Annotated in this window: 22 protein-coding genes; 16 read left to right on the top strand and 6 right to left on the bottom strand. The window is 65.4% G+C overall.

The window, feature by feature from the left end:
* Positions 1-9: 9 nt before the first annotated feature.
* Positions 10-1,953, bottom strand: a complete 1,944-nt coding sequence (gene acs / locus CH249_RS08790) for an acetate--CoA ligase (RefSeq protein ID WP_045198427.1) — start codon at positions 1,951-1,953, stop codon at positions 10-12.
* A gap of 444 nt (positions 1,954-2,397) precedes the next feature.
* Between acs and CH249_RS08785 the strand changes: the two genes are divergently transcribed.
* The 5 genes from CH249_RS08785 (at position 2,398) to CH249_RS08765 (ending at position 8,484) form a co-directional block, all read left to right on the top strand.
* Entirely contained in the window at positions 2,398-4,020 is a 1,623-nt protein-coding gene (locus CH249_RS08785; RefSeq protein WP_045198429.1) for an ABC transporter substrate-binding protein, read from the top strand.
* Positions 4,021-4,167: 147 nt separating this feature from the next.
* Positions 4,168-5,091, top strand: coding sequence for an ABC transporter permease (locus CH249_RS08780; RefSeq protein WP_032395250.1), 924 nt, complete (start codon positions 4,168-4,170; stop codon positions 5,089-5,091).
* A complete protein-coding gene (locus CH249_RS08775) occupies positions 5,084-6,022 on the top strand; it encodes an ABC transporter permease (RefSeq protein ID WP_094683015.1) in 939 nt (312 codons plus the stop codon). Before CH249_RS08780 ends, CH249_RS08775 begins: the two co-directional genes overlap by 8 nt.
* A 1-nt stretch (position 6,023) precedes the next feature.
* Complete coding sequence (locus CH249_RS08770; protein WP_094683014.1) at positions 6,024-7,697, top strand: ABC transporter ATP-binding protein; 1,674 nt, start codon at positions 6,024-6,026, stop codon at positions 7,695-7,697.
* Between the two features lie 40 nt (positions 7,698-7,737).
* Positions 7,738-8,484 carry a hypothetical protein gene (locus CH249_RS08765; RefSeq protein WP_032395248.1) on the top strand — a complete coding sequence of 249 codons (747 nt, stop codon included), beginning with the start codon at positions 7,738-7,740 and terminating at the stop codon, positions 8,482-8,484.
* 441 nt (positions 8,485-8,925) lie between these two features.
* Here CH249_RS08765 and CH249_RS08760 read toward each other — a convergent pair whose 3' ends face one another.
* On the bottom strand, positions 8,926-9,771 hold the full coding sequence (locus CH249_RS08760; RefSeq protein WP_230596757.1) for an HAD family phosphatase: 846 nt from the start codon (positions 9,769-9,771) through the stop codon (positions 8,926-8,928).
* Between the two features lie 334 nt (positions 9,772-10,105).
* Between CH249_RS08760 and ssd the strand changes: the two genes are divergently transcribed.
* The 7 genes from ssd (at position 10,106) to CH249_RS08725 (ending at position 14,711) form a co-directional block, all read left to right on the top strand.
* Positions 10,106-11,221 (top strand): septum site-determining protein Ssd, encoded by a 1,116-nt coding sequence (gene ssd / locus CH249_RS08755; RefSeq protein WP_094683013.1) that lies wholly within the window; start codon positions 10,106-10,108, stop codon positions 11,219-11,221.
* Positions 11,218-12,402, top strand: coding sequence for a TadA family conjugal transfer-associated ATPase (locus CH249_RS08750; protein ID WP_094628727.1), 1,185 nt, complete (start codon positions 11,218-11,220; stop codon positions 12,400-12,402). Before ssd ends, CH249_RS08750 begins: the two co-directional genes overlap by 4 nt.
* On the top strand, positions 12,399-13,178 hold the full coding sequence (locus tag CH249_RS08745; protein ID WP_094683012.1) for a type II secretion system F family protein: 780 nt from the start codon (positions 12,399-12,401) through the stop codon (positions 13,176-13,178). Before CH249_RS08750 ends, CH249_RS08745 begins: the two co-directional genes overlap by 4 nt.
* Positions 13,175-13,747, top strand: coding sequence for a type II secretion system F family protein (locus CH249_RS08740; protein WP_179273254.1), 573 nt, complete (start codon positions 13,175-13,177; stop codon positions 13,745-13,747). Before CH249_RS08745 ends, CH249_RS08740 begins: the two co-directional genes overlap by 4 nt.
* Positions 13,748-13,810: 63 nt before the next feature.
* Entirely contained in the window at positions 13,811-14,014 is a 204-nt protein-coding gene (locus CH249_RS08735) for a DUF4244 domain-containing protein (protein ID WP_032395244.1), read from the top strand.
* Between the two features lie 2 nt (positions 14,015-14,016).
* Entirely contained in the window at positions 14,017-14,349 is a 333-nt protein-coding gene (locus CH249_RS08730) for a TadE family type IV pilus minor pilin (protein ID WP_230596755.1), read from the top strand.
* Complete coding sequence (locus tag CH249_RS08725) at positions 14,346-14,711, top strand: Rv3654c family TadE-like protein (RefSeq protein WP_094683010.1); 366 nt, start codon at positions 14,346-14,348, stop codon at positions 14,709-14,711. The genes CH249_RS08730 and CH249_RS08725 overlap by 4 nt, the downstream gene beginning before the upstream one ends.
* A 280-nt stretch (positions 14,712-14,991) precedes the next feature.
* On the opposite strand, the gene CH249_RS08720 is transcribed toward CH249_RS08725, so the two are convergent.
* The 3 genes from CH249_RS08720 to CH249_RS08710 all read right to left on the bottom strand — a co-directional run bounded on the left by CH249_RS08720 (position 14,992) and on the right by CH249_RS08710 (position 19,509).
* Positions 14,992-16,254, bottom strand: a complete 1,263-nt coding sequence (locus CH249_RS08720) for an alpha-hydroxy acid oxidase (protein ID WP_094646669.1) — start codon at positions 16,252-16,254, stop codon at positions 14,992-14,994.
* An 82-nt stretch (positions 16,255-16,336) separates the two neighbouring features.
* Positions 16,337-16,873 carry a MaoC family dehydratase N-terminal domain-containing protein gene (locus tag CH249_RS08715; RefSeq protein WP_094646670.1) on the bottom strand — a complete coding sequence of 179 codons (537 nt, stop codon included), beginning with the start codon at positions 16,871-16,873 and terminating at the stop codon, positions 16,337-16,339.
* Positions 16,874-17,139: 266 nt separating this feature from the next.
* Entirely contained in the window at positions 17,140-19,509 is a 2,370-nt protein-coding gene (locus CH249_RS08710) for a DEAD/DEAH box helicase (RefSeq protein ID WP_179273246.1), read from the bottom strand.
* Between the two features lie 403 nt (positions 19,510-19,912).
* Here CH249_RS08710 and CH249_RS08705 point away from each other — a divergent pair, with 403 nt between their 5' ends.
* The 4 genes from CH249_RS08705 to CH249_RS08690 all read left to right on the top strand — a co-directional run bounded on the left by CH249_RS08705 (position 19,913) and on the right by CH249_RS08690 (position 25,261).
* The gene (locus CH249_RS08705) at positions 19,913-20,116 is read left to right on the top strand and encodes a cold-shock protein (RefSeq protein WP_005248460.1); all 204 of its coding nucleotides are present in this window, start codon (positions 19,913-19,915) and stop codon (positions 20,114-20,116) included.
* Positions 20,117-20,263: 147 nt separating this feature from the next.
* Entirely contained in the window at positions 20,264-20,851 is a 588-nt protein-coding gene (locus CH249_RS08700) for a hypothetical protein (protein WP_032395242.1), read from the top strand.
* A gap of 109 nt (positions 20,852-20,960) precedes the next feature.
* Positions 20,961-23,954, top strand: a complete 2,994-nt coding sequence (topA, locus tag CH249_RS08695; protein ID WP_032395241.1) for a type I DNA topoisomerase — start codon at positions 20,961-20,963, stop codon at positions 23,952-23,954.
* A 119-nt stretch (positions 23,955-24,073) separates the two neighbouring features.
* Complete coding sequence (locus tag CH249_RS08690) at positions 24,074-25,261, top strand: DNA polymerase III subunit delta' (protein WP_094683009.1); 1,188 nt, start codon at positions 24,074-24,076, stop codon at positions 25,259-25,261.
* Here CH249_RS08690 and CH249_RS08685 read toward each other — a convergent pair.
* Positions 25,258-25,776 (bottom strand): CGNR zinc finger domain-containing protein, encoded by a 519-nt coding sequence (locus CH249_RS08685; RefSeq protein ID WP_094683008.1) that lies wholly within the window; start codon positions 25,774-25,776, stop codon positions 25,258-25,260. The genes CH249_RS08690 and CH249_RS08685 overlap by 4 nt on opposite strands.
* Between the last annotated feature and the right edge of the window lie 21 nt (positions 25,777-25,797).

The raw sequence follows: 25,797 nt of genomic DNA, 5'->3' as shown, positions 1-25,797 counted from the left end.
ATGGGAGCGCTAGCGACCCTTCGTGATCGCCTCGAACACCTTCGGGTCGACGAGGGTGGACACGTCGCCGAGTTCGCGGCCCTCGGCCACGTCGCGCAGCAGGCGACGCATGATCTTGCCCGATCGGGTCTTCGGCAGCTCGGGAACGATGGAGATCTCCCGCGGCTTGGCGATCGGCGAAATCTCCTTGGAGACCTGAGCTTTGAGTTCGGCGATCAACGCATCGCCGGTGTTCTCCTCGCCGCCGCGCAGGATGACGAATGCGACGATGCCCTGACCGGTGGTCTCGTCGGCGGCACCGACCACTGCGGCCTCGGCGACACTGTGATGGCTGACCAGTGCCGACTCCACCTCGGAGGTGGAGATGCGGTGGCCGGAGACGTTCATGACGTCGTCGACGCGGCCGAGGACCCACAGGGCACCGTCCTCGTCGTACTTGGCGCCGTCACCGGCGAAGTACCAGCCCTCCTCGGCGTAGCGCGACCAGTACGTTTCCTTGTAGCGGTCCATGTCGCCCCAGATGCCGCGCAGCATCGACGGCCACGGCTCGTCGAGGACGAGATAACCGTTGCCGCCGTTGCCCAGTGGCTTGGCGTCGTCGTCGACGATCTTGGCGGAGATACCGGGCAGCGGGGCCATCGCGGAGCCCGGCTTGGTGGCGGTGACGCCGGGCAGCGGGGAGATCATGATCGCGCCGGTCTCGGTCTGCCACCAGGTATCGACGATCGGGGCACTGCCGCCGCCGACGACGTCGCGGAACCAGCGCCACGCCTCGGGGTTGATCGGCTCGCCGACGGAACCGAGCAGACGGATCGAGGACAGATCGTGGGCCTCGGGGATTTCCTTGCCCCACTTCATGAACGTGCGCACGAGGGTGGGAGAGGTGTAGTAGATCGAGACCTTGTACTTCTCGATGACGTTCCAATGCCGGTGCTCGTCGGGCGAATTGGGCGTTCCCTCGTAGACGACCTGCGTGGCGCGGTTCGAGAGCGGGCCGTAGACGATGTAGGAGTGTCCGGTGACCCAGCCGATGTCGGCGGTGCACCAGTAGACGTCCTTGCCTGCCTTGTGGTCGAAGACGTTGTGGTGGGTGTACGAGGTCTGCGTCAGGTAGCCGCCGGAGGTGTGGATGATGCCCTTGGGCTTACCCGTCGTACCCGAGGTGTAGAGGATGAACAGCGGATGCTCGGCCGGGAAAGGCTGTGCCTCATGTTCTTTCGATGCCTTCGCGACGGTCTCGTGCCACCACAGATCGCGTCCGTCGGTCCAGGCGACGTCGGAGTCGGTGCGCTTGACGACGAGGACGTGTTCGATCGAAGCCGCCCCGTCGACGGCCTCGTCGACGGTGTCTTTGATGGGTGCGGGCTTGCCGCGTCGCCACTGGCCGTCGGTGGTGATGACGAGCTTGGCTTCGGCGTCGTCGATGCGTGAGCGCAGTGCGGTGGCCGAGAAGCCGGCGAAGACGACCGAGTGGGTCAGGCCCAGGCGTGCGCACGCGAGGATCGAGACGATCGCCTCGGGGATCATGGGCATGTAGATCGCAACGCGGTCGCCGGAGACGAGGCCGAGTTCGGTCAGGGTGTTGGCGGCCTGGCTGACGTCTGCGAGCAGATCGGAGTACGTGACGTCGCGGCTGTCGCCTGGCTCGCCTTCCCAGTGGATGGCCACCTGGTCGCCGTGTCCGTCGAGGACGTGGCGGTCGACGCAGTTGTAGGCGACGTTGAGCTCACCGTCGGCGAACCACTTGGCTACGGGGGCGTCGGACCAGTCGAGTACTTCGGTGAACGGGGTGTGCCAGTGGAGTCGGCGAGCCTGTTCGGCCCAGAAGCCGAGTCGGTCCTCCTCGGCGGCGGCGTAGAGCTCGGCCCCGGCGTTCGCCGTAGCCGTGAACTCGGCCGACGGCGCGTAGGAGGCAACCGCGGTCTCGTCGGTTCCGGAGGTACTGGTCGTCATCTCGAATAGCTCACTTTCGTCCGGTGCATTTCGCTCATGAAACTGCACTCCCGTGCCTGTCTCGAGCCCCTTGTGAGGGTAGTCACATGTGATGGCGATCGCACCGTTGCAATCGCCTGCAACCCCCTGATCTGCGGTGATCGGTAGTTTCTGCACGCTGGGCGGTCATCGGGGCCGTCGGCGTGGACCCGTGGCGACGAGGATGTCCGAACTGTGAGAAATCGACTTGCCGAAACGTTTCGATCATGTTTCCGGCTTACTCACGGGTCAGCAAAAGTTGGGGGAGTTCACATGTTCGTTTCAGGATGTGTCTAAAGTCCATCCCATCAGATCGTTGGAACGGCCCACCTGCCGTGCCATGCGGTCGCCCACGAATCCCCGGGCGTCGCGCCCGAGGAACTGAGCACGGATGACCCCGTGTTCACATCTGGATGGAGGATTTTCTTGCGTATCAAACGTGCCGCGGTCGTCACCACGGCTGTGCTGATGAGTGCGAGCCTGCTCGCCGCCTGTGGCGGTGGAGGCTCGAGTTCCGGTGGCAGTGCCGACGGGATCTACAGCATCTACATCGGTGAGCCGGAGAATCCGCTGGTTCCCGGTAACACCACCGAGAGCGAAGGCAGCCAGGTCCTCGAGGCCCTCTTCACTCCGCTGGTCACGTTCAACGACGAGGACAACAGCGTCGAGTACAACGGCGTTGCCGAGTCCGTCGAATCCGAGGACAACACCACCTGGACCATCAAGCTCAAGGACGGCTGGACGTTCCACGACGGCACCCCCGTCACGGCCGAGTCCTACACCAAGGCATGGAGCTACAACGCGTTGAGCACCAACGCATTCGGTGCCTCGTACTTCTTCGAGAACATCGAAGGCTACGCGGATCTGCAGGGTAGCGACACCGCCGAGCCCGTCGCAACCGAACTGAGCGGTCTGAACGTCGTCGACGAGACGACCTTCACCGTCAAGCTCACCGGACCGTTCGCCATCTTCCCGCTCACGCTGGGATACACGGCATTCGACCCGCTGCCCGAGGCGTTCTACGCCGACCCCGATGCATACGGTGCCCGCCCGATCGGTAACGGCCCGTTCAAGGCCGACTCGGACTTCGTTCCGGGACAGGGCTTCACCGTCACCAAGTACGACGACTACAAGGGCGACAACCCGGCTCAGTCCGCAGGCGTCAACTTCAAGGTCTACACCGAGCTGAACACCGGCTACAACGATGTTCAGGGCGGCGGACTCGACGTCATGCTCGATCTGCCCGAGGATGCGTGGGCCACTGCTCGTGACCAGTTCGGTGACCGCTACGGCGAGCGTGCGCGTCCCGACATCACGTCCCTCGGTTTCCCCACCTACGACCCGCGCTTCCAGGATCCGAGGGTGCGCAAGGCATTCTCGATGGCCATCGATCGTCAGGCCATCGCCACCGCGATCTTCACCGATACCCGTACCCCGGCAGGATCTTTCGCCTCGCCCGTCGTCGACGGATACCGTGAGGACGCCTGCGGTGCGAACTGTGAGCTCAACCCGGACGAGGCCAACCGCCTGCTCGACGAGGCCGGCTTCGACCGCAGCCAGCCGGTGGACCTGTGGTTCAACGCCGGTGCGGGCCACGATTCGTGGATGACCGCGGTGGGCAACCAGTTGCGTGACAACCTGGGTGTGAACTACGCACTGCGCGGCGATCTGCAGTTCGCGCAGTACCTGCCGTTGCAGGACGCCAAGGGTATGACCGGCCCGTTCCGCTCGGGCTGGATCATGGACTACCCGTCGATCTACAACTTCCTCTCCCCGTTGTACTCGGCAGCCGCAACCCCGCCGGCAGGTAGCAACTACGTCTTCTTCAACGACCCGGCATTCGACGCCGCGTTGGCCGAAGGCAACAACGCTGCAGATATCGACGCTGCAACGGCGGACTACCAGAAGGCAGAGGACATCCTGATCGACCAGATGCCCGCTACCCCGCTGTTCTACGGCCTGAACCAGGCCGTGTGGTCCGATCGCGTCTCCGACGTCAAGATCGACAACCGAGGCAACATCGTTCTCGAGGACGTCGTAGTCAGCTGACGACGCACCCAGGTGGGTGGCAGCCGAGCATGATCGGTTGCCACCCACCGGGTTTCGTTCATCCGTGGGTCGCATCTGCCCCACACCGACCTGCGCCGGCAAGACCCGAGGCGCAGGTTCGTCCCTTGTTCAAGGAGAAGACACACAGTGGGTCGCTACATCACTCGCCGATTACTGCTGACGATTCCCGTCCTGATCGGCTCCTCGTTCTTGATCTTCGCGATGGTCTACGCGCTACCGGGTGATCCCATCCGCGCCCTCGCTGGAGATCGTCCCCTCGCCCCCGGCGTCGTCGCCCAGCTGCGAGACGAGTTCAACCTCGACGACAACCTCTTCGTGCAGTACTTCAAGTACATCGGCGGCTTCTTCCAGGGCGACTTCGGTACCGATTTCTCCGGACGCCCCGTCCTCGACACCATCGAGCGGGCACTTCCGGTCACGGTCCGATTGACCATCGTGGCCGTCGTCATCGAAACCGTCATCGGTATCGCCGCGGGTGTGCTCGCCGCCCTCAAGCGCGGATCGTTCTTCGACAACCTGGTGCTCATCTCGACGACGCTGCTGGTGTCGGTGCCGGTGTTCGTTCTCGGCTTCATCGCCCAGTTCACCCTCGGTCTGAAGTTGGGCCTCTTCCCGATCTCGGGCATCAACGACGGCTGGTCGAGCTTCCTGCTCCCCGGCCTCGTGCTCGCATCGCTGTCGATGGCCTACGTCGCCCGGTTGACCCGGACGTCGGTCGCCGAGTCGATGGCCGCGGATTACATCCGCACCGCGAAGTCGAAGGGAATCAGCAACCGGCGCATCATCTTTCGGCACGCCCTGCGCAACTCGCTGATTCCCGTCGTCACCTTCATCGGTGCCGACGTCGGTGGCCTGCTGGGCGGTGCCATCGTGACCGAGACGGTGTTCAACCTGCCAGGTCTCGGCCGCGCGATCTACGACGGTCTCGCCCGTCAGGAAGGTGCCGTCGTCGTCGGCATCGTCACGCTCTTCGTGTTCTTCTACATCTTCTTCAACCTCGTGGTGGACGTTCTCTACGCGGTTCTCGATCCAAGGATTCGCTATGAATAAAGAAGATTCGAGCGCAGCTCAGCACGCCGCAGACGAGGGCCTGCCCGGCAACGTCATCACCGGCGAGGCCGTCGAGTTGGTCGGTCAGGCCAGCCTGTGGGGCAATGCGTGGAAGTTCCTGCGGAAGAGCCCGTTCTTCATCATCGGCACTTTCCTGCTGTTGGTGCTGTTGATGATGGCGGTGTTCCCGCAGCTGTTCGCCCGCGGCATCGATCCGCGCGTGTGCTCGCTGTCCGATTCCCGTCAGAGTCCCAGCGCTGCACACTGGTTCGGCACCGACGTCCAGGGCTGCGACTACTACGCCAACGTCATCTACGGTGCGCGGATCTCGCTGTCGATCGGTGTGCTCTCGGTCATCGGTGTGCTCATCATCGGCGTCCTGATCGGTGCTCTCGCCGGGTACTTCGGCGGAATCACCGACAGCATCCTGGCTCGCTTCACCGACGTGTTCTTCGGAATCCCGCTGCTGCTCGGTGCCCTGATCCTGCTCACCGTCACGGCCCAGCGCACCATCTTCACCGTCTCGCTCGCCCTGGTGGCCTTCGGCTGGATGACGGCGATGCGACTGGTTCGATCATCGGTGATCTCGATCAAGAACAGTGAATACGTCCAGGCTGCACAGGCATTGGGGGCGTCGACCTACCGCATATTGGTGCGACACATCCTGCCCAACGCTCTGGCTCCGGTGATCATCTACGCGACCATCTCGGTCGGTACGTTCATCGCGGCCGAGGCGACGCTGACCTTCCTCGGAATCGGATTGCAGGCTCCCGAGATCTCCTGGGGCCTGCAGATCAACCTCGGTCAGAACGTGTTCCTGACGGCACCGCACCTGGTGCTGTTCCCGGCCGCGTTCCTCTCCGTCACGGTGCTGGCGTTCATCATGCTCGGCGACGCACTCCGTGACGCACTCGATCCGAAACGGAACTGACATGAGTATTGCGAAGGACACCGTTCTGAGTGTCACCGATCTGACGGTCGAGTTCGAGGTCGAGAAGGTCTGGCGCAAGGCGGTCGACACCGTCTCGTTCACTGTCGCCTCCGGCGAGGTGCTGGCCATCGTCGGTGAATCCGGATCCGGCAAGTCGACGACGGCCATGGCCGTCCCGGGCCTGCTGGCCGATAATTCGCGGGTGTCGGGCAGCATCAAGCTGGGCGAGAAAGAACTGGTCGGGCTACCCGAGAAGCAGCTCGCACCCATCCGCGGCAAGAACGTCGCGGTGATCTTCCAGGAACCGATGACGGCGCTCAACCCGGTGTACTCGATCGGCTGGCAGATCACCGAGGCCATCCGCGCGCACACCTCGCTGTCGAAGAAGGAAGCCAAGGCGCGGGCCGTCGAACTCCTGAAGCTCGTCGAGATGCCGGATCCGGAGACGCGGGTCGACTTCTACCCGCACCAGCTCTCCGGTGGTCAGCGTCAGCGCGCCATGATCGCCCAGGCGCTGTCCTCGGATCCGTCCCTGCTGATCGCGGACGAGCCGACCACGGCTCTGGACGTGACGGTGCAGGCCGAGATCCTCGACCTGATGCGAGACCTGCGTAACCGAATCGATGCGTCGATCGTGCTGATCACCCACGACATGGGTGTGGTGGCAGACATGGCCGACCGCATCGCGGTGATGAAGGACGGCGTCATCGTCGAAACCGATGCTGCGCAAACTATTTTCAAGAACGCGTCGCATCCGTACACGCAGCAGTTGCTCGCCTCGGTTCCGCACCTGGGCAGCAGCATCGAGGCCGTGACCGCCGGGAAGATCGCCGAGCCCAGTGCCGTCGAGGAGACCCGAGCACTGAGCATCGTCGACGGTGTCATCGAGTACCCGGGCCGTACCGTGTTCCGAGCCGTCGACGGGGTCAGCCTCGACATCGAGATGGGTGAGGTCGTCGGGCTCGTCGGTGAATCGGGCTCGGGTAAGTCCACGATCGGCAAGGCCGTGGTGGGACTGAACAAGCTCACCGGCGGCTCGTTGTCGATCGCAGGGGTCGACATCACCAACCTGTCGAATCGTGAACTGCGGTCGGTGCGCAGCAAGGTCGGCATCGTGTTCCAGGATCCGGGTTCGTCGCTGAACCCACGCTGGCCGATCGGACAGTCGATTGCCGAGCCGATGCTGCTGCACACCGAGCACAGCGCTGCAGATCGAAATCGAAAGGTCGAGGAACTGCTCGACCGGGTCCACCTGTCGCGGACCATGCGCAACCGCTACCCGCACCAGTTGTCGGGTGGGCAGCGTCAGCGCGTCGGTATCGCTCGGGCACTCGCCCTCGAACCGACGCTGCTGGTGGCCGACGAGCCGACGTCTGCGCTCGACGTGTCGGTGCAGGCCAAGGTGCTCGAGCTGTTCAAGGAACTCCAGCACGAGTACGGGTTCGCATGCCTGTTCATCAGTCACGACCTCGCTGTCGTGGAGGTGCTGGCCAAGCGCATCGCGGTGTTGAACAAGGGCAAGCTGGCCGAGTTCGGTACGACGGATCAGATTCTGCGTCGTCCGACCAACGAGTACACCAAGCGGTTGCTCGCGGCCGTTCCGGTGCCGGACCCAGCCGAACAGGCCAAGCGTCGTCAGGCGCGCGCCGAGCTGTTGGCGGCAGGAGCGAAGTAGGCGACAACGCCGAGTGGGGGAGGGGGTACCGTCGTCTGTCGTGACGGACCCCCTCGCCCCGCTGCTGGAACTACCTGGAGTTCTCGACTCCGCCGAACGTGCGCGCGACGCTCTGGGCGCGGTGCACCGGCACAAGGCCAACCGCCGAGGATGGCCGGCCACCGCCGCCGAGGCCGCGGTCCGTGCGGCTCGCTCGTCGTCGACGCTCGAGGGCGGTTCGATGGATTTCCCCCGCGAGGGCGAAGAAGGCGACCCCATTCTGGCGGGTGCGCTGCGAGTCGCGGCCGCCCTCGACGGTGATGCGCTGCAGAACACGGTCTCGACGTGGAAGCGCGCACCGCTTCAGACCCTCGCACGACTGCACCTGTTGGCCGCAGCCGACCTCGTCGACGACGCCTCCGAGCTCGGCCGTCCCCGCAGCGATGCAGGTGTCGGCGAGCGACTCGACCTCCTCGCACAGCTGGTGACCGGTGGAACGTCGGCACCGGCCCCGGTGATCGCGGCGGTGGTGCACGGTGAACTGTTGACGCTCAAAGCTTTCGGATCGGCCGACGGCATCGTTGCGCGGGCTGCATCGCGACTGGTGGCAGCGTCGTCGGGATTCGACCCCCACAACCTGGGAGTACCGGAGGTGAGCTGGATGCGTCGGGCGAATGCCTACCGAGACGGCGCGACAGGATTCGCGGAGGGTACGGCAACCGGCGTCGGGAGTTGGGTGATCCTGTGCTGCGGGGCATTCGAAGCCGGTGCGGCAGAAGCGACTTCGATTGCCGAGGCTGCTCAGTAGGAGTTGTGCGCACATAAAAGGGCGGCGAGCGGAGCCTGCAGTAGTGAGCATATAAAAGGGCCGCGAGCGGAGCCTGCAGTAGTGAGCATATAAAAGGGCGGCGATGCCGACTTGCGTCGACGTCGCCGCCCGTTAGCACGGAGCGCCTGGTTACCAAGCGTGCACAGGTGGGCTGTGATGGACTACCACGTGGCCTCGGCGAGAATTCGACGGTGATGAGGTCATCCCTGCAACCGGTGCAGGGTTCTTGCTGATCACTGACGAATGTCGCAGGCCCACAGCGCTTCTGCCATTAGGTGGCAAGCTCCGCGTGGGTGCCGGTGTCCGTGCTGGGAATCCCGGTCGGGAGAGCGAATCTTCTCTTCCGATTCGTTCTTGGCCTTCCGTTCTTCCGTACGTCATTTGTACCCCGTGACGCTCCTCACATCAAGGGGTTGGACGTCATCTTTTTCTTCGGAGCAGTCCGTAGGTGATCGCACCGGCCGCGAGAGCGCTGAAACCTGCTGCGGCGCTTGCTGCTACGGTCTTGCCCGACGGGGTCTGGATTCGTGATCGCAGCGAGACCGGGTTGGAGAAGGTGAGAATCGGCCATCCGCGGGAGGCCGCTTCCTTGCGCAGTGCACGATCGGGGTTGACGGCCGTGGGATGCCCGACTGCGCGCAGCATCGGCACGTCGGTGATCGAATCCGAGTACGCGTAGCTCGACGCCAAGTCGTAATCATGTTGCGCGGCCAAAGAGTTCATGGCGTCGACCTTGCCCTCGCCGTAGCAGTAGAAGTCGACCTCGCCGATGTACTTGCCCTCCACGGTCACCATCGTCGTCGCCATGCTGTGATCGGCCCCCAGCAGCTCGGCGATGGGGCGCACGATCTCGTCACCGGACGCCGAGACGACCACGACGTCGTGTCCACGGAGCTTGTGGTCGGCGATGAGATCGGCGGCTTCGGCGAACACGAGGGGGTCGACGATGTTGTGCAGCGTTTCGGCGACGATTGCTCGCACTTGTTCGACGTCCCAGCCTGCGGTCATGCTCGCGATGTGTGCGCGCATGCGCTCCATCTGGTCGTGATCGGCTCCGGAGAGCAGGAACAGAAATTGCGCGTAGCTGCTCTTGAGGACTGCGCGCCGGTTGATGAGTCCTTGGTCGAAGAACGGCTTGCTGAATGCCAAAGTGCTGGACTTGGCGATGATCGTCTTGTCGAGGTCGAAGAATGCCGCGACGCGCGCTGTGCGTCGGCCGGCCGGGACGTCGTCGTTGCTCGCGCTCTGGGTCACGTTTGTCACCATAGTGGCCGGTGGTGACCGTTGGATGTTGCGCGGTGCCACTGGCGGACTCGGTTCGACGCGGTCGAGAAAAGCCGACGGTTGAACTTGCAAACAAGGACGTCCACGGGTGTAGTATTTTCTACGAGCCCGGTTCATTCCGGGCGGTGTTCAGCCCGACCCCCCGGGGCTGAACCAGACGACCCTCGCCTCCTCCCCCCCTGGCGAGGGTCGTCCTCTTTTCCGGGGTAGGTCGAAAACTGGTACAGCAGTACCGGTATTCATCCACAGGCCCGAATCTATCCACATTTCCCCAAGTCGCGCGCATCTCGAGCAGATTCTCACGCACGCTTGGCGCATGGAATCGGACTCGCGGCAGCGGACCACGCACCCGGCAGTAACGATGTCGATCGAACTTCGCGGACTGCGCGAGGACGTCTACCGAATCGCCGCGGCCGCGGATTGTGTTGTGGAAGAGCAGAACTTACTGGTCGGTATCGGCTCGACACGTTCGATGTGGGACCGTTGCGGAATTATTCTGGTCGACTTCGCGTCCGCAGAGACGGCACTGTCGACGGGATTTCCGAGACGCGCGGGCGTCATTCTGGTCACGGCCGCACCCCCGACGCTCGACGATTGGCGAATCGCCACATCGCTCGGTGCCGAGCATGTGATCGCCCTGCCGTGGGACGAGGACGCTCTCGTGCGGATACTCGGCGAACCCGCGTCGGCACCATCCGGAGACGGCGGCGTGATCGCTGTGGTCGGCGCTCGCGGTGGCGCGGGCGCATCCACTTTCGCGGCCGCACTCGGACTGTGCAGCAGCCGTTCGGGTCGACGTGCCCTCATGGTCGAGGGCGACCGGTACGGCAGCGGCCTGGACCTGCTGCTCGGTTGGGAGAACGCTCCAGGTCTGCGGTGGTCCGGCTTGGTCGTCGAGGGCGGCCGAGTCTCCGCCGACGCTCTGCACGGGGCCCTGCCCTCCCGCTCCGGAATGTCGGTGCTGGCACTGGGCCGAGGCGACGACCGAGGTGTCGGACTCTCTGCCGTCGCAGTGGCGGCTGTACTCGATGCAGGACGCGCAGCGGACGATCTCGTGGTGTGCGACGCCCCGCGTCATCCCAGCGACGTCTCCGACGCTCTGTATGCCGCGGCGGACCTCGTCACGCTGGTACTTCCGGCCGAACTGCGAGCCGTGACGTCGGCCGAGGCGGTGGCCGCGCACGTGGTGGATCGAAATGCCAATGTCGGACTGGTCGTTCGTGGGCCGGCTCCGGGTGGGCTGAGGGCCGACGACATCGCCGTCGCCCTCGGGCTTCCGCTGTTGACGTCGATGCGTGCCGAGCCTGCACTGGCCGAGCGCCTCGAACGAGGAGGTCTGGTGCTGGGCCGTCGTTCGCCGCTGGCCGCAGCAGCCGACGCCGTGCTCGATACGTTCGCGCACAAGCCCGGTGGGCAGCGGAGGGCGGCATGAGCGCCGTCGTCACCGCGGATCTGCTCGACCGCGTCCGCGATCGTTTGGCTGCGTCGGCCGACGCTCCGGTTCCCGCCACCGTCGCCGCAGCCATTCGAGCGGAAGCAGGCGGGGTCATCGGCGACACCGATATGCTTGCGGCGCTGAGGGTTCTGCAAACCGAGCTGACCGGCGCGGGGCCGTTGGAGCCGCTGCTGTCCGAACCGGGAGTGACCGACGTACTGGTCACTGCACCGGATCAAGTGTGGATCGATCGTGGGCGCGGACTCGAGCGCACCGGAGTTCGTTTCGTCGACGAGGCTGCCGTTCGCAGGCTCGCGCAACGGCTTGCCCTCTCGGCCGGCCGTCGTCTCGACGACGCGCAGCCCTGGGTCGACGGCCGACTGCCCGGCGTCGGGCAGGGAGCGTTCGGCGTCCGCTTGCACGCTGTGCTGGCACCGGTGGCGAGCGGAGGAACGTGCGTGTCGCTCCGGGTGCTGCGACCCGCGACGCAGGGACTCTCCGCTCTCCGTGCATCGGGAGCCGTGACCGAGGACGGGTACGAGCTGCTGCGTCGAATCGTGTTCGGTCGCTTGGCTTTTCTGGTCGTCGGCGGTACCGGGGCAGGGAAGACGACCCTTCTTGCTGCGCTGCTGGGCGAAGTGGATCCGTCCGAACGGATCGTCTGTGTCGAGGACGCGGCCGAGCTGGCACCGGCCCATCCGCACGTTGTTCGTCTCGTGGCCCGCGCACCCAACGTCGAAGGCGTCGGCGAGGTGTCGGTGCGGCAGCTGGTGCGTCAGGCCTTGCGAATGCGACCCGATCGTCTCGTGGTCGGTGAGGTGCGCGGGGCCGAGGTGATCGACCTGATGACGGCGCTCAACACAGGTCACGACGGCGGAGCCGGAACCATCCACGCGAACTCCCCGGCGGAGGTGCCCGCCCGGCTCGAAGCCCTTGCCGCACTGGGCGGAATGGGTCGAGACGCGCTGCACAGCCAACTTGCCGCGGCGGTTCAGGTGGTGTTGCACGTCCACCGCAGCGCCGACGGTACCCGACGACTACGTGAGATCGGAGTGGTCGACGTCGATCCCACCGGGCGTGTGCACATCGCTCCGGCCTGGTCGGTGGCTGCCGACGCGACGCCGGGTCGGGGTCGACTCCTCGAACTGCTCGATCGCCGCTGCGGTGACAACCGATGACGGCCGCGCTCGTGGCCCTTGCTGCAGCAGTCATACTGTGGCCGAGCAGTTTTCGTCGGTTGCCGCGGGAGGCGCGAACGGCGTCGAGCGCGCCGCGATGGCTGATGCCGACCGGCTGCGCTCTCGTCGTGGCAGGGACGGTGTGGTGGTTCGGCGGTTTCTGGGCCGTGAGCGCGGCGGCGGTGGCGGGTGGCACCGGATGGCGGCGTTATCGTCGGAGACTCGAACGCGATCGGCGGGCCGAGGAATTGAACTGGCTCGCAACCGGAGTCGAGGTGGTCATCGGCGAGCTCCGCGTCGGATCCCATCCCGCCACGGCCAGCGCGGTTGCGGCGGAGGAATGCGGCGGCATCGCGTCGACGGCACTGCGCGGCGCGGCGGCGCGGGCCCGGCTGGGCGGCAGGGCTGCCGACGGCATCGCTGCGTCCGATTCGTTGCTGGACGCGGAGCTGGCCCGATTGGCCGCAGCGTGGCGGGTGGCGGATGAGTACGGACTCGCGCTCGCCGAACTGCTCGATGCCACCCGTGAGGACATGCTGGGGCGTAGACGGTTTCGCGAACGAACGGACGCAGCGCTCGCCGGAGCCCGCGCCACCGCGCTGGTCCTGGCCGGTCTACCGATCCTCGGAGTCGCGCTCGGTCAGCTGATGGGAGCCAATCCACTGCAGATCCTGCTCGGCGGCGGGCTCGGCGGAATGCTGCTGCTCATCGGCACGGCCCTGGGCTGCGCGGGACTGCTGTGGACCGACGCGATCACCGGCAAGGTGACGACCTGATGTGGGCGACGGTGCTCTGTCTGGCATCGGCACTGATCACGCTGCCCACGGTCGCGAGCGGATTGCACAGGCTGGCACCCGACGGTCGTGCGAATGCCGACGCCGACGATGCGCCGGCCCCCGACCCGCTCGCGGTGGCCACGACCTTCGATCTGCTCGCAGCGTGCCTACGTTCGGGCCTTCCCGTGGCGACTGCCGCTGCGGCAGCGGCACATTCCGCTCCGATCTCGTTCGGTGTCGCGCTGCGCAAGGCCGCCGATCTGCTCGAACTCGGAGCCGACGCCACCACAGCGTGGGACGCCGTCGCGCAGGATCCGGAGACCGAGGCTCTGGCGAGGATGGCACGGCGATCTGCCCGAGCCGGGTCGTCCATGGCGTCGGCGATGACGGAACTCGCTGCGACCCAACGAACCCGGGCCGAAGACGCATCGGCTGCTGCCGCCGAGCGTGCCGGTGTGCTGATCAGCGGGCCGTTGGGGCTGTGCTTTCTGCCTGCCTTCATCTGCCTCGGCATCATCCCCGTGGTGATCGGACTGGCGGGCAACGTACTGGGCGGCGGTCTGCTGTGACCGCCGCGCACTCGAGTGTCCGATGCGGAGATGCTGCATCGGAGAACAGGGAGGGGAATCGAGATGATCGAGAATGCACTGCAGGAGTTGAAGACTCGAATCATGCTGTTCGGCGTGGAGGACGACGGCATGTCGACCGCGGAATACGCCATCGGCACCATCGCGGCCGCGGCGTTCGGGGCGGTGCTGTACACGGTGGTGACCGGCAACAGCATCGTGACGGCGTTGACGGGGATCATCGATCGAGCGTTGAACACTGCCGTCTGATCTTGGGCGATGATGACGGGGCCGTGACGGTGGAGGCGGCGTTCGCAATCGCGTCCATCGTCGCGGTGATCGTGGTGTGTATCGGGGCGATCGTGTCGGTGACGATGCACATCGGGTGCGTCGATGCCGCCAGAGAAGCTGCTCGGTTGGCGGCCAGAGGTGATGGTGCGCAGGCTGTCTCGGTGGGGCAACGGGTCGGGCCGGACGGTGCTCGGGTGACGGTGACCGAGGACGGTGAGTTCTTCGTCGCGCGGGTGGAGGTGGAGAGTCCGCTGCCGGGGTTGACATTGTCGGCTGAGGCGGTTGCCGCTGCGGAACCGGTTGCAGCGGAATGAGGCCCGCTTTCGGGAGGGTGCTACAAGACGACGAGGGCGGGGCGACGGTGTTGGCGGCGCTGGCGATGTCGGCGTTGATCGCCGTCGTTGTGATGGTGATTCATGTGGGCTCGGCGGTGGGTGCTCGTCATCAGGCGCAGTCGGCGGCCGATCTCGCTGCGCTGGCGGGTGCGGGGGCACTGGATCGTGGGGTGGCCGATGCGTGCGAGACGGCGCGGGGGTTGGCGGTGCGCATGGGTACCCAGTTGCGGGAGTGCACGATCGACGAGTGGGACGTGATCGTCACGGTGGGCCAACCGGTGTTCCTCGGTCGCTTCGGAATGTCCGACGCCATCGCCTCGGCGCGGGCGGGTCCGGGGTGACCGGACGTCCGCCGGGGACCCGTCCGGATCCGCCCTGGTTCGCAAACGCGCGCGCGTTTGTCAGGCGCGCCCGCCTTGGTTCGCAAACGCGCGCGCGTTTGTCAGGCGCGCCCGCCTTGGTTCGCAAACGCGCGCGCGTTTGTCAGGTGCGGGCGGAATCGCCCCGTTCGAGCCGGCTATTTCGCGCGCGCTCAGCGAATGCGCGCGAATTTGCGCCGAACCGGGACCTCCAACCCGGCCCCGACGGGCCCCACGGGCCTCGACGGTCCGACTTCAGCGGTCAGTGTGGAGTAACGGTGCGGGCCCCGGACTGCAGTGGGGCCAATCGAGTCAGTTGAGTGACGTGCTCCGGGGTGAGCTCGGCGATCGAATTGACCTGCAGCAGTTGCATGGTGCGCACGATGTCCTCGCGCAGGATCTCGATCATGCGGTCGACGCCCGCGCGACCTCCGGCCATCAGGCCGTACAGGTACGCCCGGCCGACGAGTGTGAACGACGCCCCCATCGCGATGGAGGCGACGATATCGGCACCGTGCATGATGCCCGTGTCGACGGCGACCTCGAAGTCGGAGCCGACTTCGCGCACGACCTGCGGCAGCAGGTGGAAGGGGACAGGAGCGCGATCGAGTTGTCGGCCTCCGTGGTTCGACAGGATGATGCCGTCGACTCCCAGTTCGGCGAGACGGGCCGAATCGGCCACCGACTGAACACCTTTGACGACCAGCTTGCCGGGCCAGATCTCCCGGATGACGTCGAGATCCTCGAACGAGATGGACGGATCCATCGCCGAATTGAGCAGCTCGCCGACCGTGCCGCCAGTGGAAGACAGTGACGCGAACTCGAGCTTGGCCGTGGTGAGGAAGTCCCACCACCACCATGGACGCGGAATGGCGTTGGCGATCGTCGACGCGGTCAACTGCGGCGGGATGGAGAACCCGTTGCGCTTGTCGCGCAGGCGAGCTCCTGCAACCGGTGTGTCGACCGTGAACAGCAGTGTGTCGAAGCCTGCCTTCGCGGCGCGTTCGACCAGCCCGAACGAGATGTCGCGGTCGCGCATGACGTAGAGCTGGAACCAGTTGCGCCCATTCGGGTTGGTGGCCTTGACGTCCTCGATCGACGTGGTGCCCAGGGTCGAGAGGCAGAACGGAATTCCAGCCGCTCCGGCTGCGGCAGACCCGGCGTACTCACCCTCGGTCTGCATCAGGCGGGTGAATCCCGTCGGCGCGATGCCGAACGGGAGCGCGGACGGCCCACCGAACACTGTCGTCGAGGTGTCGACGTGGGAGACGTCCCGCAGGATCGAGGGATGGAATTCGACGTCGCGGAAGGCCTGACGAGCTCGCGAGAGTGAGATCTCGGCGTCGGCGGCACCGTCGGTGTAGTCGAACGCCGCGCGCGGGGTGCGTCGACGGGCGATGGTGCGGAGATCGTCGATGGTGAGTGCCGCGCTCAGGCGTCGGCGGCGCAGGTTCAGATCAGGCTTCTTGAACGAGAGGACCTCGCGCAGGTCAGTAGCTTTGGGAATCTGCCGGGTGATGGGCATGTCATGGTCTCGATTCTGTGGGCGGATCTCCTCCCACCACACCACCCGAGGTCCCGGCAGCGACGCGCAGGGTGGTGCCCCGTCAGCTCCGCATCAGAGTGCGGAGCGCCGTGGCCATCGCGGGTTCGGTGTATCCACCGGTCCTGGCCACGAATGTGGTTCGACAGGTGATCACTTCGATTCCCGACCCGTCGGTGAGGGTGTTGCTGGTGACCATCACGTCGCTGCCCGAGGATTGTCGAAACGATTCCAGACACAGGTCGGAGTTGATCCGGTCGCCCACCTGCAACGGTCGTCGGAGCACGATCTGCTGATCGGTGTGCAGCACGTCGCTCACGGAGTAGCCGATCAGCAGGTGCTCGAACAGTTCGGGCAACAGCCGCGTGCCGATGACGCTGACGAACGTGACGGGGGCGATCAACGAGTCGTAGCCGAGAATGGCTGCGGCACGTTCGAGGTGATGCGATGGATGGTCGTCCTGGACGGACCGGGCGAACTCTCGAATCTGTTCACGCCCGATCTCGTAGTCCTGCGGCGGGAGATAGTGACAACCCACCTTTTCCACGATGGCCGGAACAGCCGCTGCATACCGGCCCGTCACGCGATCGGTCACAGGCATGTCGGACCTCCACAAGTCCTCCGGCTTTGTCGAGTCATCGACATTGGAACAGACTCAGAACTGACAGGTCGTCAGAGTTGCGCATATTTGCGAACGATCACAGTGGAGTCGGCGGTGTGCTGGAGATTCGCCAGGGCGCGCCCCGCCGCAGGTTCGCAAACGCGCGCGCTCTTGCCAGGTGCGCGCAGATCTGCCCCGATCCGGCAACAATTTTGCTCGCGTTCAGCGAATGCGCGCGCGTTTGCGGCCGAACTGGGGCGGCCGGCTCACCCCTCCCGAGTGATGGCCGACAACACCGCCGTCAACACTCGAACAGCTCCGTCTTTGTCCAGTGGATCGTTGCCGTTTCCGCATTTGGGTGATTGCACACACGAGGGACATCCGGTCTGACATTCGCACGAGACGATGGCGTCTTTCGTGGCGGTGAGCCAGTCTGCGATGGCGACGTGTCCTCGGTCGGCGAAGCCTGCTCCGCCGTCGTATCCGTCGTAGACGAACACCGTCGGCAGGCCGGTGTCGGGGTGCAGTGCCGTCGACACTCCGCCGATGTCCCAGCGATCGCAGGTCGCCACCAGTGGCAGCAATCCGATCGCGGCGTGTTCTGCGGCGTGCAGTGATCCGGGGAATCGTTCGTACGGAACTCCGCTGTGCTCGAGCAACTCCGGAGTGATGGTGTACATGACGGCTCGGGTGTCGAGAGTCTGTGCGGGCATGTCGAGTTCGATTGAATCGAGTACCTCGCCGGAGAGCAGGCGTCGCAGATATCCGACGACTTGATGTGTGACGTTCACCTGAACCAACGCGACGCGTACCTCGCCGTAGTCGACGGATTCGTGCACCGCGGTGATCGAGATGTCGGTGATCTCGCGCGCCGAGGTGTTCCATTCGGGCTGCTCGGTGTGCACCAGTGCGAGACCGGCATCGAGATCGAGTTCGTCGACGACGAAGGACTCGCCCTGGTGGATGTGGACGGCACCGGGGTGGGCGGTGGCGGGCGCTCTTCCCCCGTCGACTGTGCCGAGCATGCGGCCCGACTCGCCGTCGACGATGGCCACCTGCACCCCGGTGCCGCCGCGAATGTTGACCGCGCCGTGCGGCGAGAGTTGCTGTCCCTCGGGGGTGATGAACCACCCGTGCGGACGCTTGCGCACGTAGCCCTTCAGCTCGAGTTCCTCTAGCACCGATTCCGCGTTCAGCTCCTCGGCCTCGACGAGGGTGATCGGTAGTTCGACTGCAGCGCAGAGCAATTGCGGAGCCAGGATGTACGGGTTGGTGGGATCGGTGACGGTGGCCTCGACAGGCTTGTCCAGCAGGGCCGCCGGGTGATGCACCAGATACGTGTCGAGGGGATCGTCACGCGCCACCAGTACCAGCAACGAGCCTTCCCCGCGTCGTCCGGCTCGGCCGCCCTGCTGCCAGAACGACGCGACGGTGCCGGGAAAGCCGGCGACGATCACCGCGTCCAAACCGGCGATGTCCACGCCCAGTTCGAGCGCATTGGTGGTGGCCACGCCGAGCAGGGTGCCGTCGGACAGATCGGATTCGAGCTTGCGCCGGTCCTCGGCCAAATACCCTGCGCGATAGGCGGCGACGCGTCGTACCAACTGCGGATCGACGTCGGCGAGAATTCGCTGGGTACCCAGGGCGGTCACTTCGGCTCCGCGTCTGGACCGCACGAATGCCAGGGTTCGCGCGCCCTCCACCAACAGGTCGGCCATGATGCGCGACGCCTCGGCCCCGGCCGACTTGCGAACCGGCGCACCGTTCTCGCCGGTGATCTCCTCGAGCAGCGGCGGTTCCCACAATGCGACGGTGCGTGCTCCGTGCGGGGATCCGTCCTCGGTGATCTCCTCGCACGGCGCTCCGATGAGGCGACTGGCTGCTCGCCCCGGTTCGGACGTCGTCGCACTGGCCAGAACGAATACCGGCGATGCGCCGTACCGTGCGCACAGGCGTCGTAGCCGGCGTAGCACCAACGCGACGTTGGATCCGAAAACGCCTCGGTAGTAATGGCATTCGTCCACCACCACGTAGCGCAGATTGCGAAGGAACCGCGACCATCGCTCGTGCGAGCCGAGGATGCCGAGATGCAACATGTCGGGATTGGTGAAGATCCACCGCGCATTGGCGCGTGCCCACTGGCGAATCTCGATCGGCGTGTCACCGTCGTACGCGCTGGGGAACACTTCGGCGAGTTCGTCTGAGCACGAACGTAACTCGTCGGTGATCGAGATAGTGGTGCGTAGCTGGTCGGCACCGAGGGCCTTGGTGGGAGCCAGGTACAGCGCGGTCGCCCGGGCATCGGCGGACAGCGTCGTCAGAATCGGGAGTTGATATGCCAGCGATTTGCCCGACGCCGTGCTGGTCGAGAGCACCACGTGACTGCCTTCGGCCGCGAGAGTCGCCGCACGTGCCTGATGCGTCCACGGTTGTGTGATCCCACGAGAGGTGATCACCTGCACCACTTCCGGGCCGACCCACGACGGCCAGGAGGCGAACTGCGAGGCCCGTGCCGGCAGCTCCGCGACGTGGGTCAGCGGGCTCTTGTTCGCGGGCGAGCCCGCCAGCACCCGATCCAGCAACCGCTGCCCGTAAGTCTCTACATCCGCACCGCCCAGCGGATGCTTGTCGCTCACTGCCGGTCTCCATGCATTCGTTCGATCTACTGGCCACCCGTTCGAGCTCGACGCGACCTGGGGTCCTCATGCTATCGCGGACGCGAAACGGGCCGCTCGAGCCCTGGTGAGAGTGGTATTTCGCCCGTCCGGCGGTGTGTGCTCCCCCGACGCGGGCAATTTGTTCGAAAAGGGTCGGTTTTCGACTGTTGCGAACGCGGAGTTCATGGTTCACTTGACGCGGTCGCAGCTTCTGTGTTCGTTCTACGCTTCGCAGGATCTTATGTTGCGGGCGCGGTACTGGGAGAGCTCGTCCATCAGGGGGAATCCTGAGGGGGATTCGTACAAGTGCAGCGGTCGGAACCGGCCCGATGGATCGAAAGTGCGCTCCATCGAATCCGGTGTTAGAAAGAGAAGGAAAAGCATGGCACAGGGAACTGTGAAGTGGTTCAACGCCGAAAAGGGCTTTGGATTCATCGCACCAGAAGACGGCTCCGCTGACGTTTTCGTTCACTACTCCGAGATCCAGGGCAGCGGCTTCCGCACCCTCGAGGAGAACCAGCGCGTCGAGTTCGAGGTCGGACAGGGCACCAAGGGTCCTCAGGCCACGGGCGTTCGCGCAGTCTGATTCTCTTCTCTTCGGAGTCGAGATACTCATCCCCCTTTCCCATCGGCCTACTACAGGCGATGGGAAAGGGGGATGTTTCGTTCGGGCGAACCACCGGGGAGCGTCGAAAGCCGTGAGCGCGGACGCCGATGTCCTAATGTCCATGCTGTGAACCAGCTGTCCTTCTTCTCTGCCGAGTCGTTACCGCCCGCGGTGACCGATCTCAGCGGGCTGCTGGCTGCCACCGGGCATGTCGTCACCTCCTCGGGTTCGGCCCGTATCTCCGTCGTGGTCGACGCGCAGTGGCGCGCGGATGCCATCGCCGAACTCATCGAGCAATGCGGTCTGACGCCGGAGCTCGGTCGGTCGGAAGAGGACAGACCACTGGTGCGTACCGCGTCGGTGCCCGAACTGTCTGCACTGGCGTCTCTGTGGACCAAGGGCGCTGTCAAGGCCGTCCCGCCCGGTTGGGTACCGGGTTCCCGTGAACTGCGCGCCTGGGTGCTCGCATCGGGTCGTCCCGAGGCCGAGGGGGAGCGCTACGTGCTCGGCCTCGATCCCCATGCGCCGGAGACGCACGCCGTCCTGGCTCAGTCACTGATGCGCGCGGGTATCGCGCCGACGCTCATCGGCACGCGCGGATCCAATCCTGGCCTCCGAATCACCGGTCGACGTCGGCTGTTGCGACTGACCGAGAACGTCGGCGAGGCTCCACAGAACGTGGACGCACGTACCAATTGGCCCCACGCCGAGTAGAACGATCTGTGACTGATCTGCGAGTATTTGGCCGACGTATGTCAGTCTGTTAGTAGTGGGACAGGCAAATCTGCCTGTGAAAACGCACTAGGGAAGGTTCGGCAGCAAGGTGGCAGCACGTAACAACGGCACGGGGGACAGCTCCGCCGAGCCACGTCGTCTGGTCATCGTCGAGTCTCCGACCAAGGCAAAGAAGATCGCCCCGTACCTCGGGAGCAACTACGTCGTCGAGGCCTCCGTCGGCCACATTCGCGACCTTCCCCGCGGTGCCGCGGACGTTCCCGCCAAGTACAAGGGTGAGCCCTGGGCGCGTCTCGGCGTGGACGTCGACCACGACTTCGAGGCCCTCTACGTCGTCTCGCCGGAGAAGAAAGGCAAGGTCGCCGAGCTCAAGAGCCTGCTCAAGGACGCCGACGAGCTCTATCTCGCCACTGACCCCGACCGCGAGGGTGAGGCCATCGCCTGGCATCTCCTCGAGACCCTGAACCCCAAGATCCCCGTTCGACGCATGGTGTTCCACGAGATCACCAAGCCGGCCATCCTCGCCGCAGCGGCCGATACCCGCGACCTGGACCAAGACCTGGTCGACGCCCAGGAGACGCGTCGTATCCTCGACCGTCTCTACGGCTACGAGGTCAGCCCGGTGCTGTGGAAGAAGGTCATGCCGAAGCTCTCGGCAGGCCGAGTGCAGTCCGTCGCCACCCGCATCGTCGTCCAGCGTGAGCGCGAGCGAATGGCTTTCCGCAGCGCCGAGTACTGGGACATCTCCGCCACGCTCGACGCCGGAGCCGAGGCAACGCCGCGCAGTTTCGGTGCCCGTCTGGTCAATGTCGACGGCAATCGTGTCGCCGCCGGTCGCGACTTCGGGGCCGACGGCAAGCTCAAGTCCGACGCAGTGACCGTCCTCGACGAACCCCGTGCCCGACGCCTCGCCGAGGCTCTCGAGGGCGTCGATCTGACGGTCGCGTCCGCCGAGGACAAGCCCTACACCCGCAAGCCGTACCCGCCGTTCATGACGTCGACGCTGCAGCAGGAAGCCGCCCGCAAGTTGCGCTTCAGCTCCGAGCGCACCATGCGGGTCGCGCAGCGGCTGTACGAGAACGGCTACATCACCTACATGCGTACCGACTCGACGACGCTGTCGGCGTCGGCGATCTCGGCGGCACGCACACAGGCGACCGAGCTCTACGGGCCGGAGTACGTCCATCCCTCGCCGCGGCAGTACACCCGCAAGGTCAAGAACGCGCAGGAGGCCCACGAGGCCATCCGCCCGTCCGGTGACGTCTTCCAGACGCCCGGTCAGTTGCACTCGGCCCTGCAGACCGACGAATTCCGACTCTACGAGTTGATCTGGCAGCGCACGGTCGCGTCGCAGATGGCCGATGTTCGCGGCACCACGCTGACACTGCGCATCACCGGAACGGCCGGAACCGGCGAGGAGTGCACGTTCTCCGCATCCGGTCGCACCATCACGTTCGCCGGCTTCCTCAAGGCCTACGTGGAGAGCGTCGACGATCAGGCAGGCGGACAGTCCGACGACGCCGAATCCCGTTTGCCTGCCCTGGTTCAGGGCCAGGCCGTCACCGCCACCCAGCTCGATCCCGACGGCCACACCACCAACCCGCCCGCACGATTCACCGAGGCGTCACTCATCAAGACGCTAGAGGAACTGGGCATCGGTCGGCCGTCGACGTATTCGTCGATCATCAAGACCATCCTCGACCGCGGGTACGTCTACAAGCGCGGCAGTGCACTGGTGCCGTCGTGGGTGGCGTTCTCGGTGGTTGCCCTGCTGGAGGCGCACTTCGGGCGTCTGGTGGACTTCGACTTCACCGCAGGGATGGAGGACGACCTCGACGCCATCGCGGGAGGCCGTGAGCGACGCGGTAATTGGCTGCAGAGCTTCTACTTCGGCGGCGACACCGGTGCCGAGGGTTCGGTGGCCCGCTCCGGTGGTCTGAAGAAGATGGTGGGCCAGAATCTCGAAGAGATCGATGCGCGCACCATCAACTCCATTCGCTTGTTCGACGACTCCGAGGGTCGCGAAATCCATGTGCGCGTAGGTCGTTACGGCCCGTACCTCGAGCGCATGGTGCGCAACGACGACGATCCCGACGGCGATCCGATCAGCCAGCGCGCCAACCTGCCCGACGATCTTCCGCCGGACGAGTTGACGATCGACTTCGCCGAAAAGCTGTTCGCCACACCGCAAGAGGGCCGCAAGCTCGGTGTCGATCCGCTGACCGGTCACGACATCGTCGCCAAGGAAGGTCGTTTCGGGCCCTACGTCACCGAGATCCTGCCCGAGCCGGAGCCCGAACCGACGCCCCCCGAGCCCGACATCGTCCCGGTGCCGTCCGGCAACGACAGTGATGGCGGCGGCGGGGTCAAGACCGCGGTGAAGAAGGCCGCGGCCAAGAAAGCGCCGGCCAAGAAGGCGGCTGCGAAGAAGGCGACCGGCCCCAAGCCGCGCACCGGTTCTCTGCTCAAGTCCATGGATCTGGCGACCATCACGCTCGACGATGCACTCAAGCTGCTGTCGCTGCCGCGTGTCGTCGGAGTCGATCCGGAGTCCAAGGAAGAGATCCTCGCGCAGAACGGTCGCTACGGCCCGTATCTGAAGAAGGGCACCGACTCTCGCTCGCTCGCCGACGAGGATCAGATGTTCACCGTCACGCTGGAAGAGGCGCTCAAGATCTACGCCGAGCCCAAGCGTCGCGGTCGTCAGGGTGAAGCCAAGCCGCCGCTACGCGAGATGGGCGTCGACCCGATCAGTGAGAAGCCGATGGTGATCAAGGACGGTCGCTTCGGGCCGTACGTCACCGACGGTGAGACAAACGCCAGCCTGCGCAAGGACGATGACGTGGAGTCGATCACCGACGATCGCGCGTCGGAGTTGTTGGCGGACAGGCGCGCTCGCGGACCGGTGAAGAAGAAGGCACCGGCGAAGAAGGCGGCGGCCAAGAAGGCACCGGCGAAGAAGGCCGCTGCGAAGAAGGCTCCGGCCAAGAAAGCTGCTGCGAAGAAGACGGCCACCAAGACCACTGCTGCGAAGAAGGCACCGGTCAAGAAGGCTCCGGCCAAGAAGACCGACAGCGAATAGCTCGCGAGCTCGAAGTTGTGGATGGATTCGGCAACGATTACGTCCATAACTTCGAGTTCGGCGCTGCTCGGGAACAGTGCGGCGGGGGGTAGTCGGTCCCAACCACTAGGGTTGCGTGCATGGCGGGTGTGTTCGATCGATTGGTCGGTCAGGAAGATGTCGAGGCCGATCTGACGGCGGCAGCGGTGGCGGCTCGCACCGGTGTCGACTCGTCGGCGATGACGCATTCCTGGCTGTTCACCGGCCCGCCCGGGTCCGGTCGTTCCATCGCGGCCCTGTGCTTCGCCGCGGCATTGCAATGCACGACCGAGGGCGTTCCGGGGTGCGGACACTGTCAGGCCTGCTCGACGACGATGGCCGGAACCCACGGCGATGTGCGACGCGTCGTGCCCGAGGGCTTGAGCATCAGCACCAAGGAGATGCGAGACATCGTCTCCATCGCCTCGCGTCGGCCGAGCACAGGTCTGTGGCAGGTGGTCGTCGTGGAGGACGCCGACCGCCTCACCGAAGGTGCCGGAAACGTGTTGCTGAAGGTGGTCGAGGAGCCGCCGGCGCGGACGGTGTTCCTGCTGTGTGCGCCGTCGGTCGATCCGCAGGACATCTCGGTGACCTTGCGCTCGCGCTGCCGGCACGTCTCGCTGGTCACGCCCACGGTGCCGGCGATCGCGCAGGTGCTGCAGACGCGCGACAAGCTCGACGCCGAGACGGCGGAGTGGGCCGCATCGATCAGCGGCGGCCACGTGGGCAGAGCGCGTCGACTCGCCACCGACGAGGACGCGCGGGCGCGTCGCAAACGTGCGCTGGCTCTGGCGTCGGCTGCGGCTCGGCCCAATCAGGCCTACCTCGCGGCCGAGGAGTTGGTGAGGGCTGCCGAGGACGAGGCCAAGGAGATGAGTGCCTCGCGCGACGAGGCCGAAACCGAGGAGCTGCGGACGGCCCTGGGTGCGGGCGGTACCGGTAAGGGCGCGGCGGGCGCGTTGCGCGGCTCGGCCGGGGTGCTCAAGGATCTGGAGAAGCGGCAGAAGTCGCGTGCCACCCGAACCGGTCGCGATTCACTCGATCGCGCGCTGATGGATCTGGTGGGCCTGTATCGAGATGCGCTCGCTCGCTCGTACGGATCGACCGCGACCGCGACGCACCCCGACATGGCCGAGCAGGTCGAACGCATGGCAAAAGCCGTCCCACCCGAGGCGCTGCTGAAGAGCATCGAAGCGATCCTAGAATGCCGAGAGTCGTTGGCGGTCAACGCGAAACCCAAGTTCGCCATCTACGCGATGGTCGCGACGCTGGGCGACGTGCTGCGTTAGTCCTGCGCTTTTTTCCGCGCCCGCGAAGCCCGAAGATTGGCGACGTTGCCGCAGGTCTTCACGTCGTGCCAGACGCCGCTGTTGTTGCGGGAGCGGTCGTAGAAGGCGGATCCGCACGCCTCGTTCTTGCAACGCTTGAGTCGACGCCACGTGTCGGCCTGTTGGGCGAGAAGCACTTCCGACCAGATCTGCGACGCGATCCAGTCGGACCCGGTGCCGGTGGGGGAGAGTCGGACGGTGCCGTCGGTACCCGGAACGAGCTCGACTCGCACTGCCGGCTGCGCAGCCATATCGCCTGCAATGGCCGCTTCCACATCGGATCTCAGTATCCGTAGAGCGGCTGCGTCTGCGTCCGACAACGTTTTCCCCCAGGTGGACGACGCTCTCTCGCCGTCTGCGATGAGGTCGGGCAGGTCGTAGGCATCGATGGCCCGCGTGTTGAGCAGATCCTGAACCACCTGCAAGCCGTCGGGTGCCGGCGCGAGTCGGAAGCGCTCTGTCGGAGACAGTGACATAACTGAACTGTATTTGACTAT

The organism is Rhodococcus sp. 05-2255-3B1 (genome assembly GCF_002258545.1).
In the GTDB taxonomy this organism is placed as follows: domain Bacteria; phylum Actinomycetota; class Actinomycetes; order Mycobacteriales; family Mycobacteriaceae; genus Rhodococcoides.
This window is presented reverse-complemented; position numbering and strand designations above follow the sequence as displayed.